Annotated in this window: 14 protein-coding genes and 1 rRNA gene; 3 read left to right on the top strand and 12 right to left on the bottom strand. The window is 42.5% G+C overall.

Features of this window, described 5'->3' with window-relative positions; translation table 11 throughout:
* Positions 1 to 89, top strand: a 5S ribosomal RNA gene (gene rrf / locus ABWY16_RS12875); the annotation flags it as partial.
* 272 nt (positions 90 to 361) lie between these two features.
* Complete coding sequence (locus ABWY16_RS12880; protein ID WP_353905052.1) at positions 362 to 1,342, top strand: acyl-ACP desaturase; 981 nt, start codon at positions 362 to 364, stop codon at positions 1,340 to 1,342.
* Positions 1,343 to 1,517: 175 nt separating this feature from the next.
* Here ABWY16_RS12880 and ABWY16_RS12885 read toward each other — a convergent pair whose 3' ends face one another.
* The 11 genes from ABWY16_RS12885 to pyrR all read right to left on the bottom strand — a co-directional run bounded on the left by ABWY16_RS12885 (position 1,518) and on the right by pyrR (position 17,959).
* Positions 1,518 to 4,874: a methylmalonyl-CoA mutase family protein gene (locus ABWY16_RS12885; RefSeq protein WP_353905053.1), complete on the bottom strand. Its 3,357-nt coding sequence runs from the start codon at positions 4,872 to 4,874 to the stop codon at positions 1,518 to 1,520.
* 72 nt (positions 4,875 to 4,946) lie between these two features.
* On the bottom strand, positions 4,947 to 6,611 hold the full coding sequence (gene pafA / locus ABWY16_RS12890) for an alkaline phosphatase PafA (protein ID WP_353905054.1): 1,665 nt from the start codon (positions 6,609 to 6,611) through the stop codon (positions 4,947 to 4,949).
* 127 nt (positions 6,612 to 6,738) lie between these two features.
* Positions 6,739 to 8,025 carry a bifunctional folylpolyglutamate synthase/dihydrofolate synthase gene (locus ABWY16_RS12895; protein ID WP_353905055.1) on the bottom strand — a complete coding sequence of 429 codons (1,287 nt, stop codon included), beginning with the start codon at positions 8,023 to 8,025 and terminating at the stop codon, positions 6,739 to 6,741.
* A 40-nt stretch (positions 8,026 to 8,065) separates the two neighbouring features.
* Positions 8,066 to 8,884, bottom strand: coding sequence for an energy transducer TonB (locus ABWY16_RS12900; protein ID WP_353905056.1), 819 nt, complete (start codon positions 8,882 to 8,884; stop codon positions 8,066 to 8,068).
* Entirely contained in the window at positions 8,884 to 9,285 is a 402-nt protein-coding gene (locus tag ABWY16_RS12905; protein ID WP_353905057.1) for an ExbD/TolR family protein, read from the bottom strand. Before ABWY16_RS12905 ends, ABWY16_RS12900 begins: the two co-directional genes overlap by 1 nt.
* Positions 9,285 to 9,995, bottom strand: coding sequence for a MotA/TolQ/ExbB proton channel family protein (locus ABWY16_RS12910; RefSeq protein WP_353905058.1), 711 nt, complete (start codon positions 9,993 to 9,995; stop codon positions 9,285 to 9,287). Before ABWY16_RS12910 ends, ABWY16_RS12905 begins: the two co-directional genes overlap by 1 nt.
* A gap of 1 nt (position 9,996) precedes the next feature.
* Positions 9,997 to 11,523 carry a hypothetical protein gene (locus tag ABWY16_RS12915; RefSeq protein WP_353905059.1) on the bottom strand — a complete coding sequence of 509 codons (1,527 nt, stop codon included), beginning with the start codon at positions 11,521 to 11,523 and terminating at the stop codon, positions 9,997 to 9,999.
* A gap of 53 nt (positions 11,524 to 11,576) precedes the next feature.
* A complete protein-coding gene (locus tag ABWY16_RS12920; protein ID WP_353905060.1) occupies positions 11,577 to 13,316 on the bottom strand; it encodes a hypothetical protein in 1,740 nt (579 codons plus the stop codon).
* Between the two features lie 11 nt (positions 13,317 to 13,327).
* Complete coding sequence (locus tag ABWY16_RS12925; RefSeq protein WP_353905061.1) at positions 13,328 to 16,345, bottom strand: tetratricopeptide repeat protein; 3,018 nt, start codon at positions 16,343 to 16,345, stop codon at positions 13,328 to 13,330.
* Between the two features lie 129 nt (positions 16,346 to 16,474).
* Positions 16,475 to 17,407: an aspartate carbamoyltransferase catalytic subunit gene (locus ABWY16_RS12930; protein ID WP_353905062.1), complete on the bottom strand. Its 933-nt coding sequence runs from the start codon at positions 17,405 to 17,407 to the stop codon at positions 16,475 to 16,477.
* A gap of 3 nt (positions 17,408 to 17,410) precedes the next feature.
* A complete protein-coding gene (pyrR, locus tag ABWY16_RS12935; protein WP_353905063.1) occupies positions 17,411 to 17,959 on the bottom strand; it encodes a bifunctional pyr operon transcriptional regulator/uracil phosphoribosyltransferase PyrR in 549 nt (182 codons plus the stop codon).
* A gap of 121 nt (positions 17,960 to 18,080) precedes the next feature.
* Between pyrR and ABWY16_RS12940 the strand changes: the two genes are divergently transcribed.
* A complete protein-coding gene (locus ABWY16_RS12940; RefSeq protein ID WP_353905064.1) occupies positions 18,081 to 18,479 on the top strand; it encodes a thiol-disulfide oxidoreductase DCC family protein in 399 nt (132 codons plus the stop codon).
* Between the two features lie 136 nt (positions 18,480 to 18,615).
* Here ABWY16_RS12940 and ABWY16_RS12945 read toward each other — a convergent pair.
* A partial coding sequence (locus ABWY16_RS12945) for a S1 RNA-binding domain-containing protein (RefSeq protein WP_353905065.1) occupies positions 18,616 to 18,945 on the bottom strand: 330 nt, incomplete at its 5' end.

Consider the following 18,945-nt stretch of genomic DNA (forward strand, 5'->3'; position numbering starts at 1 on the left):
CCACCTCTTCCCATTCCGAACAGAGAAGTTAAGCCCACCAGAGCCGATGGTACTGCGGTAACACGTGGGAGAGTAGGTCGGTGCCAAATCTTAAAGAAAGCCTTTCAGGAAACTGAGAGGCTTTTCTTGTATATATCGTATTTTCAATACTATCATATAAGCTGCAAATGAATTCTCCGGAAACCATGTTTTCTAAAACACAAGCAGGTTTTTATTGTTCTCTAGTTGTGGACAATATTCAGAAATTATTTTTTTCCTAAACACTACATTTAGTACCAGTAATTCGTTATTTAAATAGCTTTGAAAAAGCATTTTGAAATATTTTTGGTTACCTTTGTCCTTAAACTAAAGCACACATATAATGAGTTTTTTTGCTGAAAAAAGAAGAGAAGTGATGCTTCATATCGAGCACTATATGCTTGAGATGATGGATTCTTATCTTAAACCAATTGATACGAATTGGCAGCCTACTGATTTCCTGCCAGTTTCTACAAGTGAAACTTTTCTGCAGGATATTAAATCTCTTCGTGAAAATGCAAATGACCTTTCCTATGATCTGGTTGCTGTATTGATCGGTGATACTATTACAGAAGAAGCATTGCCTACATACGAATCATGGTTAGCTATGGTTGATGGAGTGAGCCGTGCAGAAGAGGGGGGATGGATGAGATGGAACCGTCACTGGACTGCTGAAGAAAACAGACATGGTGATTTATTAAATAAATATCTTTACCTGTCTGGCCGCGTTGACATGAGACAGATGGAGATCTCTACACAATATCTGATTGCTGATGGGTTTGATATAGGTACAGGTCATGATCCTTACCGCAATTTTATATATACAAGTTTCCAGGAATTGGCAACAAATATTTCACACCGCAGGGTGGCATCTCTGGCTAAAAAAGATGGTGATACCTTGCTTTCCAGAATCTGTGGAGTAATCGCATCTGATGAAGCAAGACATGCCAAAGCATACAAAGATTTTATGTCTAAGATCTTTGAAGTTGATCCAAATGAAGCGATGATTGCTTTTGAGGACATGATGCGCAAGAAAATTGTTATGCCTGCACATTTCTTAAGGGAGATGGGCATGAAAATGGGACAGACCTTTGGTCACTTTACGGATGCCGCACAACGACTGGGCGTTTATACAGCTGTAGATTATGTTGAGATCATGCAACAGCTTATCGACGAATGGAAGCTTGAAAGTATGGTTGATTTAAATGATGCCGGTGAGAAGGCACGTGATTATATTATGGCTTTACCAAGCAGACTGTTACGCGTTGCAGAAAGAATGAAAAACCCAACAATAGATTATAAATTCAGCTGGATACACGCATAATCCAGATATCAAATACATAATAGGGAATAGCCAATTGGTTATTCCCTTTTTTTGTTTAACAGCCATTCCGAACCGTATCAGTACTCAAGTTAAATGTAATCAGGCTGTCATTCACAGATCGGATAGTATCGCTATCCAGGTCTTTAAATGATACTGCTTTCCATCGTAAGTTTCTTTACATATTCCTCCGGTATTGTCCTCCAACTTCATAAAGTGCCCTGGATATCTGCCCAAGGGAACAGATTTTGCAGGCTTCCATCAGCATTTCAAATATATTTTCTCCTTTGATAGCAATGTTCTGCAGCTGCTTAAGTACTATTTCTGTTTCATCAGTATTGCGGCTCTGAAAGTCATGGAGTGCTTGGATCTGATACTGCTTTTCTTCTTCAGTAGCACGGATTACCTCGCCTGGTACGATAGCCGGAGAGCCACTTTTATTTAAAAAGGTATTTACGCCTACAATTGGGTATTCTCCCGAATGTTTGCGTGTTTCATAGTACAAACTTTCCTCCTGGATCTTTCCTCGCTGGTACATCGTCTCCATCGCACCAAGTACGCCACCCCGATCATTGATCCGCCGGAATTCCATCATTACAGCTTCTTCTACAAGGTCTGTAAGGTCATCTATTATAAAAGCCCCCTGTAAGGGATTTTCATTTTTTGTTAGTCCCAGCTCCCTGTTGATGATCAGCTGTATGGCCATCGCCCTGCGTACTGATTCTTCGGTAGGAGTAGTTATGGCTTCATCATATGCATTTGTGTGCAGTGAATTGCAGTTGTCATATATAGCGTATAGTGCCTGCAAGGTAGTCCTGATATCATTAAAATCTATTTCCTGTGCATGTAATGATCTTCCTGAAGTTTGGATATGGTATTTCAGCTTTTGTGACCTGTCGTTTCCCTTGTATTTATTTTTAATTGCCTTAGCCCATATACGTCGTGCTACTCGACCAATCACTGCATACTCCGGATCTATTCCATTTGAAAAAAAGAACGAAAGGTTGGGGGCAAAATCATCGATATGCATTCCCCTACTCAGGTAATATTCTACAAAGGTAAAGCCGTTACTCAGTGTAAATGCTAGCTGGGATATAGGGTTGGCACCAGCTTCTGCAATATGATATCCTGAGATCGAAACTGAATAAAAGTTGCGTACTTTTTTGTCAATGAAATATTTCTGGATATCTCCCATCATCCTCAGGGCAAATTCTGTGGAAAATATGCATGTGTTTTGCGCCTGGTCTTCTTTCAGTATATCTGCCTGCACTGTTCCACGCACTGAGCTGACCGCGCGGTCGCGGATTTGCTGGTATACCTCTGCTGGTAAAACCTGATCGCCTGTAACACCTAGTAGAAGTAAGCCTAAACCGTCATTCCCGGGAGGTAATTCTCCATGGTAAAGGGGCTTTTTCATGTTCTTCTTCCGGTAGATGTGAGCTATTTTTTTGTTCACCGCATCCAGCAGATTATTGGCAATGATATATTTTTCGCATTGCTGATCAATTGCTGCATTCATGAAAAATCCGAGCAACATAGGAGCAGGCCCATTGATTGTCATGGATACAGATGTGGTAGGGGAGCACAGATCGAAACCTGAATACAGTTTTTTTGCGTCATCAAGTGTGGCAATGCTTACGCCTGAATTGCCTATTTTCCCATAGATATCAGGTCTTGTGCGTGGATCTTCACCATAGAGTGTTACTGAATCAAATGCCGTTGATAAACGGTGCGCATGCTGTCCTGCAGAAACATAGTGGAAACGCTTGTTGGTCCTCTCCGGGCCACCTTCACCAGCAAACATCCTGGTGGGATCTTCGCCTTCGCGTTTCAAGGGAAATACTCCTGCCGCATAGGGAAATTCTCCTGGTACATTTTCAGTGAGCAGCCAACGGAGGATATCTCCCCAGTCTTTGTAACGGGGCAGTGAAACTTTAGGGATTTTCAATTGCGAGAGGGATTCATAAAAGAGTGATTTTTTTATCTCCTTGTCCCGTACCTGATATATAAAATATTCCTGCTGGTACTTTTTCATGGTTTCGGGCCACTCTCTGATGATTCGCCTGCAGTTTCCATCAAGTTGTTCTTCCAGATGATTATATACTTCCTGTAGGGATGCGCTTATATCTGTGGCCATGTTGATTATCCCGTTCAACTGGTAGAGTTGAGTGGCAATAGAGGTTTGCCTGTTCACCCAATCATTGTATTGTTCATTTGATTCGGCAATCTCGGCCAGATATCGCGTTCTGTCTGGTGGAATAATATAGATTTTCTCCGAATTTCCAGCTATCATATTCGGTTCAGGATGGAAATCTGTCCCGGTCTTTTCTTTGATTTTTTGTAGTATGGCTGCAAAAAGCTGGTTCATCCCGGGATCATTGAATTGTGAAGCCATTGTGCCGAACACAGGGATTGCGTCATCTTTTGTATCATAGAGCTGATGATTTCTCTTGTATTGTTTCCGCACGTCCCTCATGGCATCCAAAGCACCTCTTTTGTCCAATTTGTTGATCGCTACCAGGTCTGCAAAATCGAGCATATCAATTTTTTCCAGCTGTGTTGCCGCCCCGAATTCGGGAGTCATCACATAAAGGGACACATCACAATGTTCGGTGATCTCGGTATCTGATTGTCCGATGCCTGAAGTTTCTACGATGATGAGGTCAAAGCCTGCAGCCTTACAGATATCAATGCTTTCCTGAACATTAACAGAAAGCGCCAGATTGGCTTGTCTCGTTGCCAGCGAGCGCATATAAATCCGTGGATGATCAATTGCATTCATCCTGATCCGGTCGCCCAGCAATGCACCGCCGGTTTTTTTTTTGGATGGATCAACGGAAATAATAGCTAATGACTTGTCCCTTACTTCGAGCAGGAAGCGCCTTACCAGTTCGTCTACGAGGGAAGACTTACCAGATCCTCCAGTACCGGTTATGCCTAGTACGGGTACCTGCTTTTTCAAACTGAACTCCTTCAGCTGGTCAACAAATTCCTGCGCTGAAGCTGGATCATTTTCTGCAATGGTGATTGCCCTGGCGATATTTTTGATGTCCGTTGAGGGAATGAGCTCCAATTCATCAGTGATGATGTCAGCGGTAATGAAATCGGTCTTTTTAAGCATGTGATTGATCATGCCCTGGAATCCCATAGTGCGCCCGTCATCTGGAGAAAAAATCCGGGTGATGCCATATGCCTGCAGTTCTGCGATTTCCTGCGGTAAGAATACACCGCCCCCTCCTGCAAAGATTTTTATGTGGTTTGCCCCGCGTTCCTGCAGCAGGTCATACATATATTTGAAATACTCCATATGACCGCCCTGGTAGGAGGTCATTGCTATACCCTGAACATCTTCCTGTATGGCACAATTTACTACCTCTTCAACTGAGCGGTTATGGCCGAGGTGGATCACTTCTGCTCCTGACGACTGGAGGATCCGCCGTATGATATTGATTGTTGCATCGTGCCCGTCAAACAATGCTGCTGCTGTTACAAAACGTATCTTATGTTTTGGCTGGTAGCTCTTTACCTGTTCCATACCTGAATTATATTTGGTATGTAAAGATAAAAAAAGCCGCAGATTCTGCGGCTTGTAATTCTTTGCTGTTCTTTATTGATGAGTGAGCTCTGTAATAGGCTCGCCAACATTTCCACTTGGCATCTGGATATGAAGCATGGCCGCGATAGTTGGGGCAATGTCTGTCATGTGATGTGTTTTATTGGTTTTACCATGTTTCACGTTCCATCCCATGAAAACGCAGGGGATATGTGAATCATACGGGTTCCATGCACCATGTGTAGTTCCTGTTTTTCCACCGTCAAAATAGTTTGGCTGCAGGATAAAGTAAACATCTCCACTTAACCGTGCATTATATCCGTTGGTAATCATCTCTTTTTGAATAGCAGGTAAGGTACTCTCAGCAATTCTCGTGAGGTCTACTGCATTGGCAATACCATCATAAGTTCTAAGGTAGTCTATAGTTGCATTTTTCATGGCGCTGAAATCTATATTTATCAGATCCTTATTGCTACGGTCAAATATGATTTGGTTATTCATTGCCATCAATGCCGGTTTTTTTATTTTGAACCTGCTTTCTAGGTAAGTATTCAAACCCGTGACAATAGCTCTATTGTCAACCAATCCGCCATGCATTTTATTTTCTTTCATGAAACCTGGTACGTGTGCAGCACCATGGTCGGCAGAAAGGAATACCAGATATTTGCCTTTGCCTACAGTTTTATCCAGGTAGTCAAAGAAGGTGGCGATATCTTTGTCGAGACGGAGATAAGTGTCTTCGGCCTCGATTGAATTTGGCCCATACTGGTGACCCACATAGTCGGTAGATGAGCAGCTTACTGCAAGAAAATCAGTTATGTTGTCTTTACCTAATCCCTCAGCTTCAATCGCAACTTTAGCAAGATCAAGCGTAATGGTATTTCCGTATGGAGTGCTTCTGATCATGTCGTAGTTATTACCACTATATGTTTTTAGGGGATGGGGGAAGGTTGGTGTTTGCTCACCTTTTGTTATGCCTTCATAATCTTTGTTATCAGAGGTGCTCTGTGTGTAGGTTGAGATAGGATATAAAGTATTCCAGTCCATGTCGTAATACCTATTCGCCATCTTCTTGTTATTGTAATCCTGAACCCATGCAGGGAGCTGTTTCATATACCATGTACTGGTGATCCAGTTGCCCGTTTCACCATCATACCAGTAAGCACCTGTTGGTGTATGACCAGCAGGGAGGATTGAGCCGCGGTCCTTTAAAGACAAGCCAATCACTTTTCCCTGGAAGTTAGTAGCTAGTCTTAGCTCATCAGTGATCGTACTGCTCAGCAGGTTTTTGGGAGACATTTTCCCAGCCGCATTGTTAGCCCCTACACCGGTAACTGTGCTGTCATCAGTACAGTAGACAGCTTTTTTTGTTTGCGGATCAAACCAGTTGTTACCAATGATTCCTGTTATTGCAGGAACTGAGCCTGTATAAATGCTGGTGTGGCCTACGGCTGTATAGGTAGGTGTATATGGAATATATGTGTTTTCGGCAGAAAATCCTTCGTTGATCATCCGTTTGAAACCGCCTTGTACATATCTGTCGTAATAGCGGTACAGGTAATCCCATCTCATCTGGTCAACAACCAGGCCTACAACGAGTTTTGGACGATCAAGAGTAGTGGAGGAAGAGGCCGGGGTAGATTGGCCCTTTGCTTTTTTTTGTGCGAAGGTTAAACTGCACAAACAGCAGAGACCTGCGAATAACAAGGTTTTTTTCATTTTAGTGTTATTAGTTGTGACAGTATACGTTTAAACTGATTTAGAAATCAGGCGCACAACGATGTCATCATTATATGTTTGCGGTAAATATAATGGTAAACACATAAAATTAATATTAAGAAACCTGTTAAATTGCTTCTGCAACAACAAAAGTACTTCCGCCAACGAAGATCAGGTCATTGTGGTCTGCATTATGTTTGGCTGCATCAAGTGCTAAAACGACAGTGCCATATACCTTGCCCTTCAGATTAAATTTTTCTGCCTGCTGCGCAAGTTCTGCTGCAGGAAGTGCTCTTTCCAGCAACGGTTCACAAAAGTAATAGGTAGCTGTTGCAGGCAGTAACTGGAGTACACTGCTAACATCCTTATCTTTGAGCATACCTATCACGATATGCAATTTTTTGTAAGGCGTGGCCTGGATGTTTTGCAGTACTTCCTGAATACCGGCAATGTTATGTCCGGTGTCGCAAATTACCAGGGGATCGCGGCTTATTGTTTGCCATCTGCCCTGCAGGCCTGTAATTTCTGCAGTATGGGCCAGTCCGCTGTAAACCGCTTCTTCAGGTATAGAAAAACCGTTGCGGTTTAAAAGATTGATTGCCTGAATAACAGTAAGCACGTTTTTGAGCTGGTAGCGACCCGTAAGATCCATTCTGAGATCTTTGTAGATCCTCGAATTATTTTTATAGACAGAAGTAACCAGCTGAGTGCCTTCATTACGGATATCATCGAGGCGGAGTTCAGTGCTGGCAAATACCAGGTCGCTCGCGGTTTCTTTAGCTTTACTTACAAATACAGAAGCAGATTCTGCCTGTTTTTCACCGATAACAACAGGTATTCCCGGTTTGATGATTCCTGCTTTTTCATATGCGATTTCCTGAAGGGTATTACCAAGCAGGTTCATATGGTCAAAGCTGATGTTAGTGATCACTGAAAGTTCCGGGGTGATGATATTGGTGGAATCCAGTCGGCCCCCAAGGCCTACCTCAACTATTGCAATATCCACCTGTTCTGCCGCAAAATAATCAAATGCCATAGCTACAGTGACTTCAAAAAAAGAAGGGCTGATTTCTTCTATTTTCTCCTGTTCCCTTGCGGTAAAATCTACAACAGCATCCTCCGGCATCATTACTCCGTTGATCCTGATACGTTCCCTGAAATCTTTGAGATGGGGCGAGGTATACAGGCCGGTTTTGTACCCTGCTTTTTGCAGGATTGCAGCAAGCATGTGAGAGGTAGATCCTTTCCCGTTTGTGCCTGCTACATGGATGCTCTTAAATTTTTGATGTGGGTTGCCGACGTGCTCGCACAACAATATGGTATTGTCTAAGTCCTTTTTAATCGCGGCAGCACCAATGCGTGTAAACATTGGCAGTTTTTTGTAAAGGTAATCGAGAGTTTGTGAATAGTTCATAGAACAAAAATCTAATACTTTAACGTATCAAATCAGGATATTATTTCACCTTAAAATTGAAGACCACTACACCTGTTTGCAGGTCAGGGGCGGATTCCGACTGGTTTAAACGTGCGCCCATTACTGCGGCCTTACATTTAGCCCAGAGGTCCAGGTCCTGCAAAGTAGTGCCTTTAACACCCGGGGTTGCTTCAACAACAATACCTTGTTTATTCACTGTAATACGTACAGCAATCTTACCCGTTTTTTGTCCGTCATCCTGTGGTGTAACCAGATTGGTGAAACGCCGCAGGGCGATAGGGGTGGTACCAAAGCCAGAGCCACCTTCACCGTAGTTATTGGCCAATGGATCACCATTTACTGATCCCTGGTTGCCCGGGGTCGTACCTGTACCGTCGCCACCGCCAGTACCTTTACTTGATTTTCCCTTGTAAAGAGCGTTCTGGTTGATTGCCGGTTTTGCCGGCTTATCTTCAACTTTTGCAGCTGTTGGGGTAGAAGGTTTATTCGTTTTTTTTGTGCTGATGCTTACGGCTTCTTCTGTATTCTGTGTGGTGATTTCCTTGTCGGCACTTTCAACAGATTTTTCTGGTGTAACCTTTTGATCCGGCACTACTTTATCCGGTGGCTGGTTATTTGCGTTGGGATCAGCAGAAGGTTCTTCCACACTGGTATAGTCAGATCCCATTCCTTCGACAGAAGTACCATAATTAACCACCATACCGCCCATACCTGCCTCTTCAGGAGGCTGGAAGGTGCCGATGGCGATAAACAGGCTCAATGCCAGCAAACCGGCTAAAATTGCCGTTGAGATAGCCACTGCTTTTGGGTAATTATTTTCCTCTTTATATGGAGTCATTATTTTTTCGGTTCTACTGCCAGTACAACTTTAAGTTTCAACTGATTGGCAACATCAAATACGGCCATAGTGTTTTCAATGGAAACGCCTCTGGCTACATACAATACAATCGTCAGGTCGGGAGATGCACGCTGGTAAGTTTCGATACTTGCCTTCATCGATTCCAGTGTAACCGCTTGTTTTTCTACAAAATAATTTAGTTTCTCATCTATAGATACGGTGACAGTTTTCTGTGCCGAAGACTGCTGTCCTGATTCTGAACGGGGAAGCAGCAACTTTACCACCTGTGGATTTACTACTGCCGAAGCAAGCAGGAAGAACAGCATCAGGAAGAACATGATGTCATTCAGTGCCGAAGTATGGACTTCAACAGTTGCCTTATTTCTTTTGCGTAAATTCATTATTTACCTGGTTCTTCTAATAGATCAATAAACTCTAATGCATCTGTTTCCATTCTCAGGATTATTCTTTCTACCATTGCATTCAGGATGTGGTACAATACATAAGAGATAATACCTACGATCAGTCCGCTGGCAGATGTAATCATTTTAGTATACAGACCACCAGAGATCGTACCAATTTCGATGGCTCCCTTAATGGATACATCATGGAAAATTGTAATTACCCCCACAATCGTACCTACGAAACCAAGCATCGGTGCAATACCGGCGATGATACCGAGGATACTTATGTTTTTCTCCAGTTTGGAAACTTCCAGTTTACCTACGTTTTCAATAGCGGCTTCAATATCCTTGATTGGTCTTCCAATACGTCTCATGCCTTTTTCCAGCATTCTTCCCAGTGGGGAGTTTGTATTTCTGCACAGTGCGATTGCGTTTTCCAACCGACCGTCGTGGATATACTGTTTAATCTGTAACATCAGATTGGTTTCTGATTTGGATGCTTTTCTGATGGTGATATATCTTTCTACGAAGATGACAAGCCCGGCAAAGGCAAGGAGCGCAAGCGGAACCATTACCCATCCGCCTTTAATTAACAAGTCGAAGAAATGAAGTTCCTGAGGTGCAGCAGCTACAGCCTGGTTCGCAACATTAGCGGTATCCGTTAATTGTTTTACTGTATCTGCAGTAACCTGAAGCAATGTGGTCATATTATTTTTGTTTGTTTCTGTAAATGTATATTCCTGGTATTTTTAATTTTTTTGATAGTCTGTCCAGCTCTTCTTTGGCTGTTTTCTCATCTTTTAACGTAGCGATACTCATTTTTAGTCTCCTTCCGGACATATTGGTTACCACTTTGGCCTCTATCCCGCTTTTCTTCATCAGCGCGATAAAGTTATCAGCTTCTTTCTGATCATGCATGGACGCACCAATGATTTCATACACTGTCGCTGTGTCTACAGGTTCAACAGGCTGTGTTTTAATCAGTGTGTCTGCTGGAGAAAGGGACGCACCACTTTTCTGAATAGAATCCGTCGTTATCGAATCATCACCTGCTGCAGTTGCAACCGGCGTTTTGGCAGCTGATGCCGTTGATTTCCTGCCTGGGGATTTACCTGTCAAGTCGTTAAAGATATCCGGTTTGATCTGGTACACAATGCCCATCATCAATGCAAGTATACCTACGCTGATCAAAATTTTCAGATAGGCCGGCATTGTTTTGGGTTCTTCTGCCTGCGTAGGGTACACAGGGAAAGGATCTATTGCCGGAGTTTCTTCGCTTGTATCTTCTTTGGCAGTAATTTTATTCAATTTCATGATCACCTCTTCGTCTGCAGGTCCTGTAGATTTCAGGTAAGGTGATTTGGAGCGGTAAAAGTTTAAGGATTCAATTTCCTCGCGCAGTTGCTGCTCATTCTTTTTATACTGTGCAAAAGGATTTACCTGAGTTTCTTCTTCTACTGGTTTTTCTTCATCCGTCAGAGCTTCTTCAACCGGAGCTTCCTGTGTAACGTATAATTCTTCAGGAGCTGCTACAGGTTCCCCGTCGCCGGGATTTTCTCCAGTGCTTTCATTGTCAGCGATAATTGATTCGAGCGTTGGCTCTTCGGTTACAATGGGTATTGTTTCTTCTTCCAATGCGGCAGGTTCATCTATGTGCTCAGCTGTACCGGGATTCTCTTCAGTGCTTTCATTGTCAGCAATAACTGATTCTAGCGTTGGCTCTTCGGTTACAGGTGCTTCTTCTGGTTCATCAGGTACTATTTCTTCTGACGGAGCGGCTGCAGGTTCTTCAACATCCTCAATTTGTGAAATCACTTCCGGTGGTTGTTCCTGCTCGTCTTTTACTGCAGGCAGGCCATAAAAATCGAATCCATAATTGATGGCTTCGGCAGGTTCAAACCTGATCTGGTCCCCGGATTTCACCAGGATACCCAGTTCGCCCAAAGCTACCGAGCCTTCATTATTTAGTCTTCTCAATGTATCAGAACTGAATTCATTGATAAAATACGTTGCCGTATCACTGGAAACATTTCTTTTCCGGCCGATAAAAGCTGCCAGCAATGTCTCTTCCTTTATGTCGTCAGTGAAATCAAGCGTGTAGCTGGGCGGGATGAATGAATGCGCTTCTGCATCATACCTTCCCGGTATTTTCTTTTTAAACACGGTTCCCAAACCGGAAATCCCAACGGCTTTACGCGTTTGAATAAGCTCTGAGAGATAAGACAAGACATCCATTCTGGTAAAAATAAATTTTAATTCCGTATCAACCAATTATAAAATCGATTTGCTTAGAATGAGTAGCTGATTCCACCGAAAACGTTAACGCCGATTACCTGGTAATACAGATATCTGCTGTATTTTGTGTTTAACAAGTTATTTGCTTTAGCAAAGGCCGAGAACCTGTTGTTGATCTTGTAAGTGGCACCAATACCGAGGTCAACATAACCTTTTACATTCGTTGTTGTTTCGATTGCAGTATTAGGGATCACATAAGGACTCGCAGGTGCTGATGTGTAAATCTTGGCATTGCTTGCATCCTGGATCGATACAGCAGCGTTGAAACCAATTTTGTCAGTCACGCTGTACAAGAGGTTAGAGCTGATGCGCAACTGGGGTTTAAACCAGCTGTAGGTTTCAGATGCAGGTTTGTAATCTTCCAGGTTTAACTTACCTGTCCATTTCAACTGATCGCTCACCTGTACAGATAATTCACCTTCCAGACCCAATACTTTGGTATTTCCGAAATCGTAAATCACATCAAATTTTGTAGGATCAGCAAAGTTGTTTACGAACAGCGGCATATCTGTAATCTCTTTGCGGTAAACCCTTACTTTATAACCAAAGCCCGGGCCTCCGGTACCTTTGATACCCGCACTGAAACTTAATTTCTCAATTGAGTTTTTGATCGCGATATTGCTGTTCAGGAATGGATTTTCATCTGTCAGGTCTTTCATTGAATTCCTGTTGACATCGCCTTTCAGTTCTGCGAAGATCTGCAGGTAATCAGGGATCAGCGTAAAATCTGCTGTTACTGCCGGGAAGATGTGCCCTGCCGAAACAGTTCCAAATTCCTGTACATAGTTAATACCGGCGTTGATCTTTATTCCATTTGCCTCTAACCTTATGTATGGGTTTAAACGCAGCAGGTTGTTCTTTACATTTGTGAATTCATCTTTTGTATTTCCAAATTCTGTAGATGCAGCAAGGCCCAAATTGAAACTGCTGATTCTCTTGTTCAGGTATCCGTTGATCACAACTGAGTTTTCTTTGGCATTGAGCTGGTCTCCCCAAACATATCCGTTGATCTTGGCCGCATAGCTGAATGCGTCCGGATCTTCAGTATATTTGTTTACCACTTCGCCTTCGGCCTCAATGAAATTGAATGCCTGTTTGGCCGGGGTCAGATTTCTCAGGGGGTTATTTTCGTCATATCCATAAAAGTAAAAACCTTTTCTTTCGTAGTTAACGCGACCGCTCAAAACAGCCTTTTCGCCGATACTGCGTCCAAAGACACTTACCTGCTGCTGGCTGAGCTTCTGGCCTTCCAGTTTGCCGTCCTGGCTGAAGTGCCTGAAAAAACCGCCTGCCTGTAAGGCTTCATCACGACCCATATTAATATATGCTTCGCCTAAGATCGTGCTGGCAGAACCAAGGCCTCCCTTTACATAGTTGTTGATCAGTTCAGCCTGTTTTTCTGCGGCAACATCCTGGGCGTACAGTTTGTCGATATCTGAATTCAGCATCAGTTTCCTGTCTGTTAGCGCATAATTAAAGCGCGCTTTGTATGACTTCACGTCATTCAGATCAGGACTTCTTCTCAGCTTTACAGCTTCTGCAAGTATGGGTTTATAAGGTCTTACTACTTCGATCTCTTCCGTAACAGCTTTGTCGTCTTTTTTCTCTTCCGGTTTTTGTTCGGTTTTCTTGTCAGTCTTTTTATCCGTCGTTTTTTTATCCTGCGCTTTCAGTGTAAGTGAGCCTGCAGTAAGGAAGAATATGGATATATATAATAATTTGCTCAATCTCATGATGCTTGGTCTTATTTAATTTTTTCTAATTTTTCTTTGGCGGTAGCTACGATTTCGTCTTTACCGTCATAATTGTCAATAATACTAAGCAGTGTACTTTTGGCCTGCAGGTTATCTTTCAGAGCCACATAGTTATCTGCCAGTAAGATGAATGCTTTAGCTACCCAATAATCGTAAGAAGGCATGTTGTTGATGATATCGAAGCAGGTTTTTTGCGAAGTTTTGTATTCACGCTTATTGTACTGGATCTGAGCCAGCGTGAATTTCGATTCCGCTGCTGCAATTGTTTTGGTTTTGGCTGCAACACCACTGAATGCTTTTACAGCGGATGCCGTATCAGCTTTCAGCAGGTATGCTTTACCAGCATACAGGTCTACGCTGTTGAGTTCCTCTTCTGAGGCCTTTTCAGACTCTTTGGTTAGCTGTACATATTTCAGCATATCATCGGGACTGTTCAGGGCAGTGTAGGCCTTCAGCAGGTTATTGATGGCATAAGAATAGTGTGATTTATAATCAGCTGTTGTTTCGAGTCTTTTCAGGTATACAATCGCCTCATTGTATTTCTTCTGGTCGAGGAACAATTTGGATATACTGATCAGGGAACGTTCTGTCCAGTCACTCGTCCAGTCGTTCAGGATAAATTCGTAATCAGGTATAGCCTCATCCGGACGGTTCAGCTTAACAAGTGATTCTGCCCTGATGAACTTGGCTTCTTTCGCATGAATCGCTTTCGGATATTTGTCGAAGTAAGCATTAACGCTTTCTACTGTACCCTGCGCATCGCCTTTCAGATACCTTGTGTTTGCTGCCTGGAAGACAATGTTGTCCTGATCCGCCACTGTATAATTACCGATCGGGGTGGTACCAGCATAAGCGATAAAGCCATTTGCATCTCCACGGTCTACATAAATATTTTTTATCGATTCCAGAGCCTGTTTAGCTTCTTCAGTACTTGCGTAATCAGTAATCACTTTCTTGAACGACTCCAGTGCAGCGTCGTCCTGATCCTGATTGTATTGAACCAGACCAATTGTTACCAGTGCTCTTGGTACGTAACTGCTGTTTGGGTATTTGCTGATGAGGGCTGTCAGGTCTGTTTTTGATTTGTCCAGCTCACCCTTGTTAAAATAGGTGTATGCTGTTTCAAATCCTGCATCATCCGCATAGTTTGAAGATGGGAATTGCTGCAGCAGGCTTTGCATGGTGGCAATTTTGGTGTCGTTCTGATCCTGCAGACCCTGGATCATTCCCCTTTGGAAAAGGGCGTAGTCGTCGCCTGTGGATTTATCACTGATAATCCTGTTGTAATAAGTAAGGGCACTACCGTAGTTCTTGTTTACAAAGTAAGAATCCGCCAGACGGACAGTAGCATCGATTACAGTATTTTTATCCTTGTCATCACCTGCCAGAAAGCGTTCAAAGTAGTTGGCGGCTTTGGAATACTTTTCATCTTCAAATGCTGCATAGGCCAGGGCGTAATTGGCAAAATTATACACTTTCGTTTTATCGGCACCCGGCATGCTAAGGAATTTTTCGAAGGTTTTTACGGCTTCTCCAAATTTGCGGAGTTCGTACATGGCTTCGGCCATCCAATAGGTGCTCAATGCGTAAATCTCCTTATCATCGGGATATGTATTTGAGCGGATGAACATAGATAATGCATTTGGAAATGCACGTTCGTTATAAAATTCCAGTCCCCTGAAATAGGTTACTTTCTGATAAGCTTCTTCGGCTTCGGGAGATTTCTTTACTATAGGCTCCAGGATATCTATTGCTGCCTGGTAGTTTTTGCTGGTAAGGAGGATCTCACCCAGCAAAGTTTTGGCTTCATTGATTTTCGCTGAGCGTGGAAACTGTTTCAGGAAGTTCTGTGTAGATTCCAGAGCCTGCTGATTAAAATCAAGTTCATAGCTTAAACGCGCATAATTGATCCAGGACTCTTCCTGTATGTCTTTATCAAATTCTAACCGCGAAGCCCTGAAGAATGCGCTTCTAGCTTTTTCTTTGTCTGCAAGCTTGAGAAAGGCGCGGCCCAGTGTATACATCCCGCTTTGCAGATATACATCATCTGTATTTAGCTGTGAAAGCACAGTTACAGCTTCTTTGGTTTTGTTCAGCTGGAACAGTGAATATCCGTATTGGTAGATGAAAAGGTTGTTTTTCTTTTCAGATTTATCTTTTGAATAGAAGTCACGGAAATAAAGCTCAGCATTTTTGAAGTCAGCTTTGGCAAAGTATGAGGCTGCAATCAGGCTCAGCATTTCTGCTTCGAATTGTTGTTTTGTACTTTTCAGGATTGGTACAGCATAGCTGATCACATCGTCATATCTTTTATCCAAATAATACATGGAGGTGATATAATACGGGTAACTTGCTTCGTAAGTAGGAGAGCCTTTTAACTTTTCAAAGTTTGTCAGGGCTGTTTTATAATCCTTGTTCAGGTAATTAATATAGGCAAAGTAATAGGTTGCACTTTCCTGGAAAGGTCCTTCTTCATTTTTGACCTGATCAAAAAGTGGTTCCGCTTTGACGATATCATTTTGTACAAAATAGGAGTAGCCCTGTTTAAACTGATATTCTGTGCGTTGCTTTTTTGAGAGGGTCGAGGGGTCTGTTTTTTCAAACCACTCCAATGCTTTCACATAGTTCTTCTGATCAAAATATGATTTACCCACGTGGAAGTAGGCCAGTTTAGTATTTGGATTCAGGGGGTAATCCCTGATGAAGGTTTGAAAAAGACTTTCTGCATCATTGTTGCCCAGTTCCAGAGCACACACAGCAGCGTAGAATTTTGCATTTTCTTTTAATAAGGAAAGCTCTGAATTACTCTCCTGCTGGGTTCCTGGTTTTGTTCTGAGTTGTTCAACCAGTCTGAACTGTTGAGCGGCAGCAACATATTTTTCATTATCGAGTAATTCGAGGCCAGTCTGATAATTTTTATTGAGGTTTACTAACGCACTTACCTGAGCATAACCCGTGGTCAGGTTACCGGCTAATAAAAGCGGAATAAAAAGGTATTTTTTCTGCATTTGGTTTAAATATATTGGTGCTAATATAAAAATTGTAGAGACACTTGTTAACGTTAGAAGTTAACAAGTGTTAATAACACTGTTTAACGTAAAGTTCTTAAGAATGGTATTAGGAAAGTTACAAAGAGCTTAATCTCTCTGAGAAGCAAGTAAATAGAGTACTGCCATTCTTACAGCTACACCATTTTCCACCTGATCCAATATAATCGATTGTTTACTGTCTGCAACATCGCTGGTAATTTCCACACCCCTGTTTATCGGGCCGGGATGCATCACAATGATCTCCCTGTCCAGGTTATCGAGTATCTGTTTATTGAGACCGTACATCATTGCATATTCTCTCAAGGAAGGAAAATACTTAATGTCCTGTCTTTCCATCTGGATTCTCAACATATTGGCTACATCACACCAGTTTAAAGCTTTGATCAGGTTGTGTTCTACTTTAACCCCCAGTGCTTCGATATGTTTCGGGATTAATGTAGTAGGACCGCAGACCATCACTTCGGCACCAAGTTTTTGCAGGCAGAGTATGTTTGAAATTGCAACTCTCGAATGGAGGATATCACCTACGATTACTACTTTTTTGCCTCTTACTTCTCCGAGTTTGTGACGGATGGAATAAGCGTCGAGCAATGCCTGAGTAGGATGTTCATGGGCGCCGTCTCCGGCATTTACGATCTGCGCGTTGATGTGTTTGCTCAGGAACACGCCGGCTCCTGCATATGGATGTCTCATGACTACCATGTCCACTTTCATGGCCAGGATGTTGTTTACCGTATCAATCAGGGTTTCTCCTTTGCTTACAGATGAAGACGAGGCTGCAAAATTGATTACATCGGCAGACAATCTTTTTTCAGCAAGTTCAAAAGATAGTTTGGTACGGGTGGAATTTTCAAAGAAGATATTGGCGATTGTGATATCACGCAGGGAAGGAACTCTCTTGATCGGTCTGTTGATCACGTCCTTAAAATTATCTGCAGTTTCAAAAATCAATTCAATATCATTCAGGTTAATATCTTTGATGCCTAAAAGATGTCGTGTTGATAGTTTTTCTGCTGCCATTTCTTACTTATTTCGTTCTGATAATAAAATTACTTTGTCTTCGCCTTCAGTTTCCTTCCAGCTTACTTTCACGAGTTGGGAATCCAGGCTGTCTACCTGTTGCCCGATATAATCCGGTTCTATTGGCACATGTCTTGAAAACCGCCTGTCGATCAATACCATGAGTTCAACCTTTGCCGGCCTTCCGTAAGCGAGCAATGCATCTAACGCGGCCCTGATGGTGCGGCCTGTCCACAAGACGTCATCTATCAGGATCACATTGCATCCCTCAATGATAAAATCTATGGTGTTACTGCTTGCGGAAACAATTCCGTCTTTTCTTCTGAAGTCATCCCTGAAAAAAGTAATATCAAGATTACCTTTCCGGATGGTTTCATTTTTAAGAATTTGACTGAGTTCTTGTTTTACCCTGTCGGCGAAGTAGCTGCCCCTGGGTTGAATGCCAATAAGTACGGTATTAGAAAAATCGGTATGATTCTCAATTAATTGATGACAAAGTCGCTTAATTGTGATTTGGAACTTATTACCGTCTAGCAGGGTTCTTTTTTGCATTGACAAATTGATTAGGCAAATATAAAAAATCGGATTGAATTACGGGGATGCAATTTCAATTAATTTGAGAACGGCATCCTAAACCGGTATCAAACTTATGCTAATTAATTAACTTTGAGGCATGCAGCATGCTATAATTTTTTTTGACGGTGTTTGTAATCTGTGTACCAGCTCGGTGAAGTTTGTGATCAAAAGGGACCGGAAGGATTGCTTCAGGTTTGCGCCTTTACAGGGTGAAACGGCAGGGCAGTATATTGATGTTGCAGATACGCCTGAGAATACAGCTCCGGGTTCGATCATTCTGCTGGAAGGGGGGAAGATCTATAAACGTTCAACTGCCGCATTGCGTATTGCGCGGCGGTTGGGTTTTGGCTGGAACTTATTGTATGGGTTCATTATTGTCCCTGCATTTATCCGCGATATTATATATGACCAGATTGCTAAAAGGAGATACAGCATCTGGGGCAGAGAAGAAAGCTGCATGGTGCCTACCGCCGGTTTGAAAGCGAAGTTTTTGTAATTCTGGTCCGCCAGACAGAATCTTATTTCATCTTGCTGAGTGCCGGTCTTAAGTATCTGCGGAAGATCTTACAAATGTTATAAAACAAAAAAGCATCCCGGTTAGGGGATGCTTTCCAAATATATAAGCTTTAAGATTATTTAGCTTTGTTTTTGCTTTCTTCGCCTTCCATTTGCTCTTTCAATTGTGCAAGAACACCTAGATCACCAAGAGTTGATTTCTCAACTGAATCTTTAACTTTTTTAACTGCATTGCTGGATGCTTTAGCTTCTTTTTTCTTAGATGCTCTTTCTTCAGCAGCAACTTCAGCTTTAGCCTCTTCCCAGATACGGGCGTGAGACACAACGATACGTTTAGCATCTTTGTTGAATTCAATGATTTTGAAGTCATTGGTTTCTTCAGCTTTGATAGTAGTACCATCTTCTTTAGCCATGTGTTTAGTTGGTACGAAACCTTCTACACCATA

Source organism: Pedobacter sp. (genome assembly GCF_040513095.1).
GTDB lineage: Bacteria > Bacteroidota > Bacteroidia > Sphingobacteriales > Sphingobacteriaceae > Pedobacter.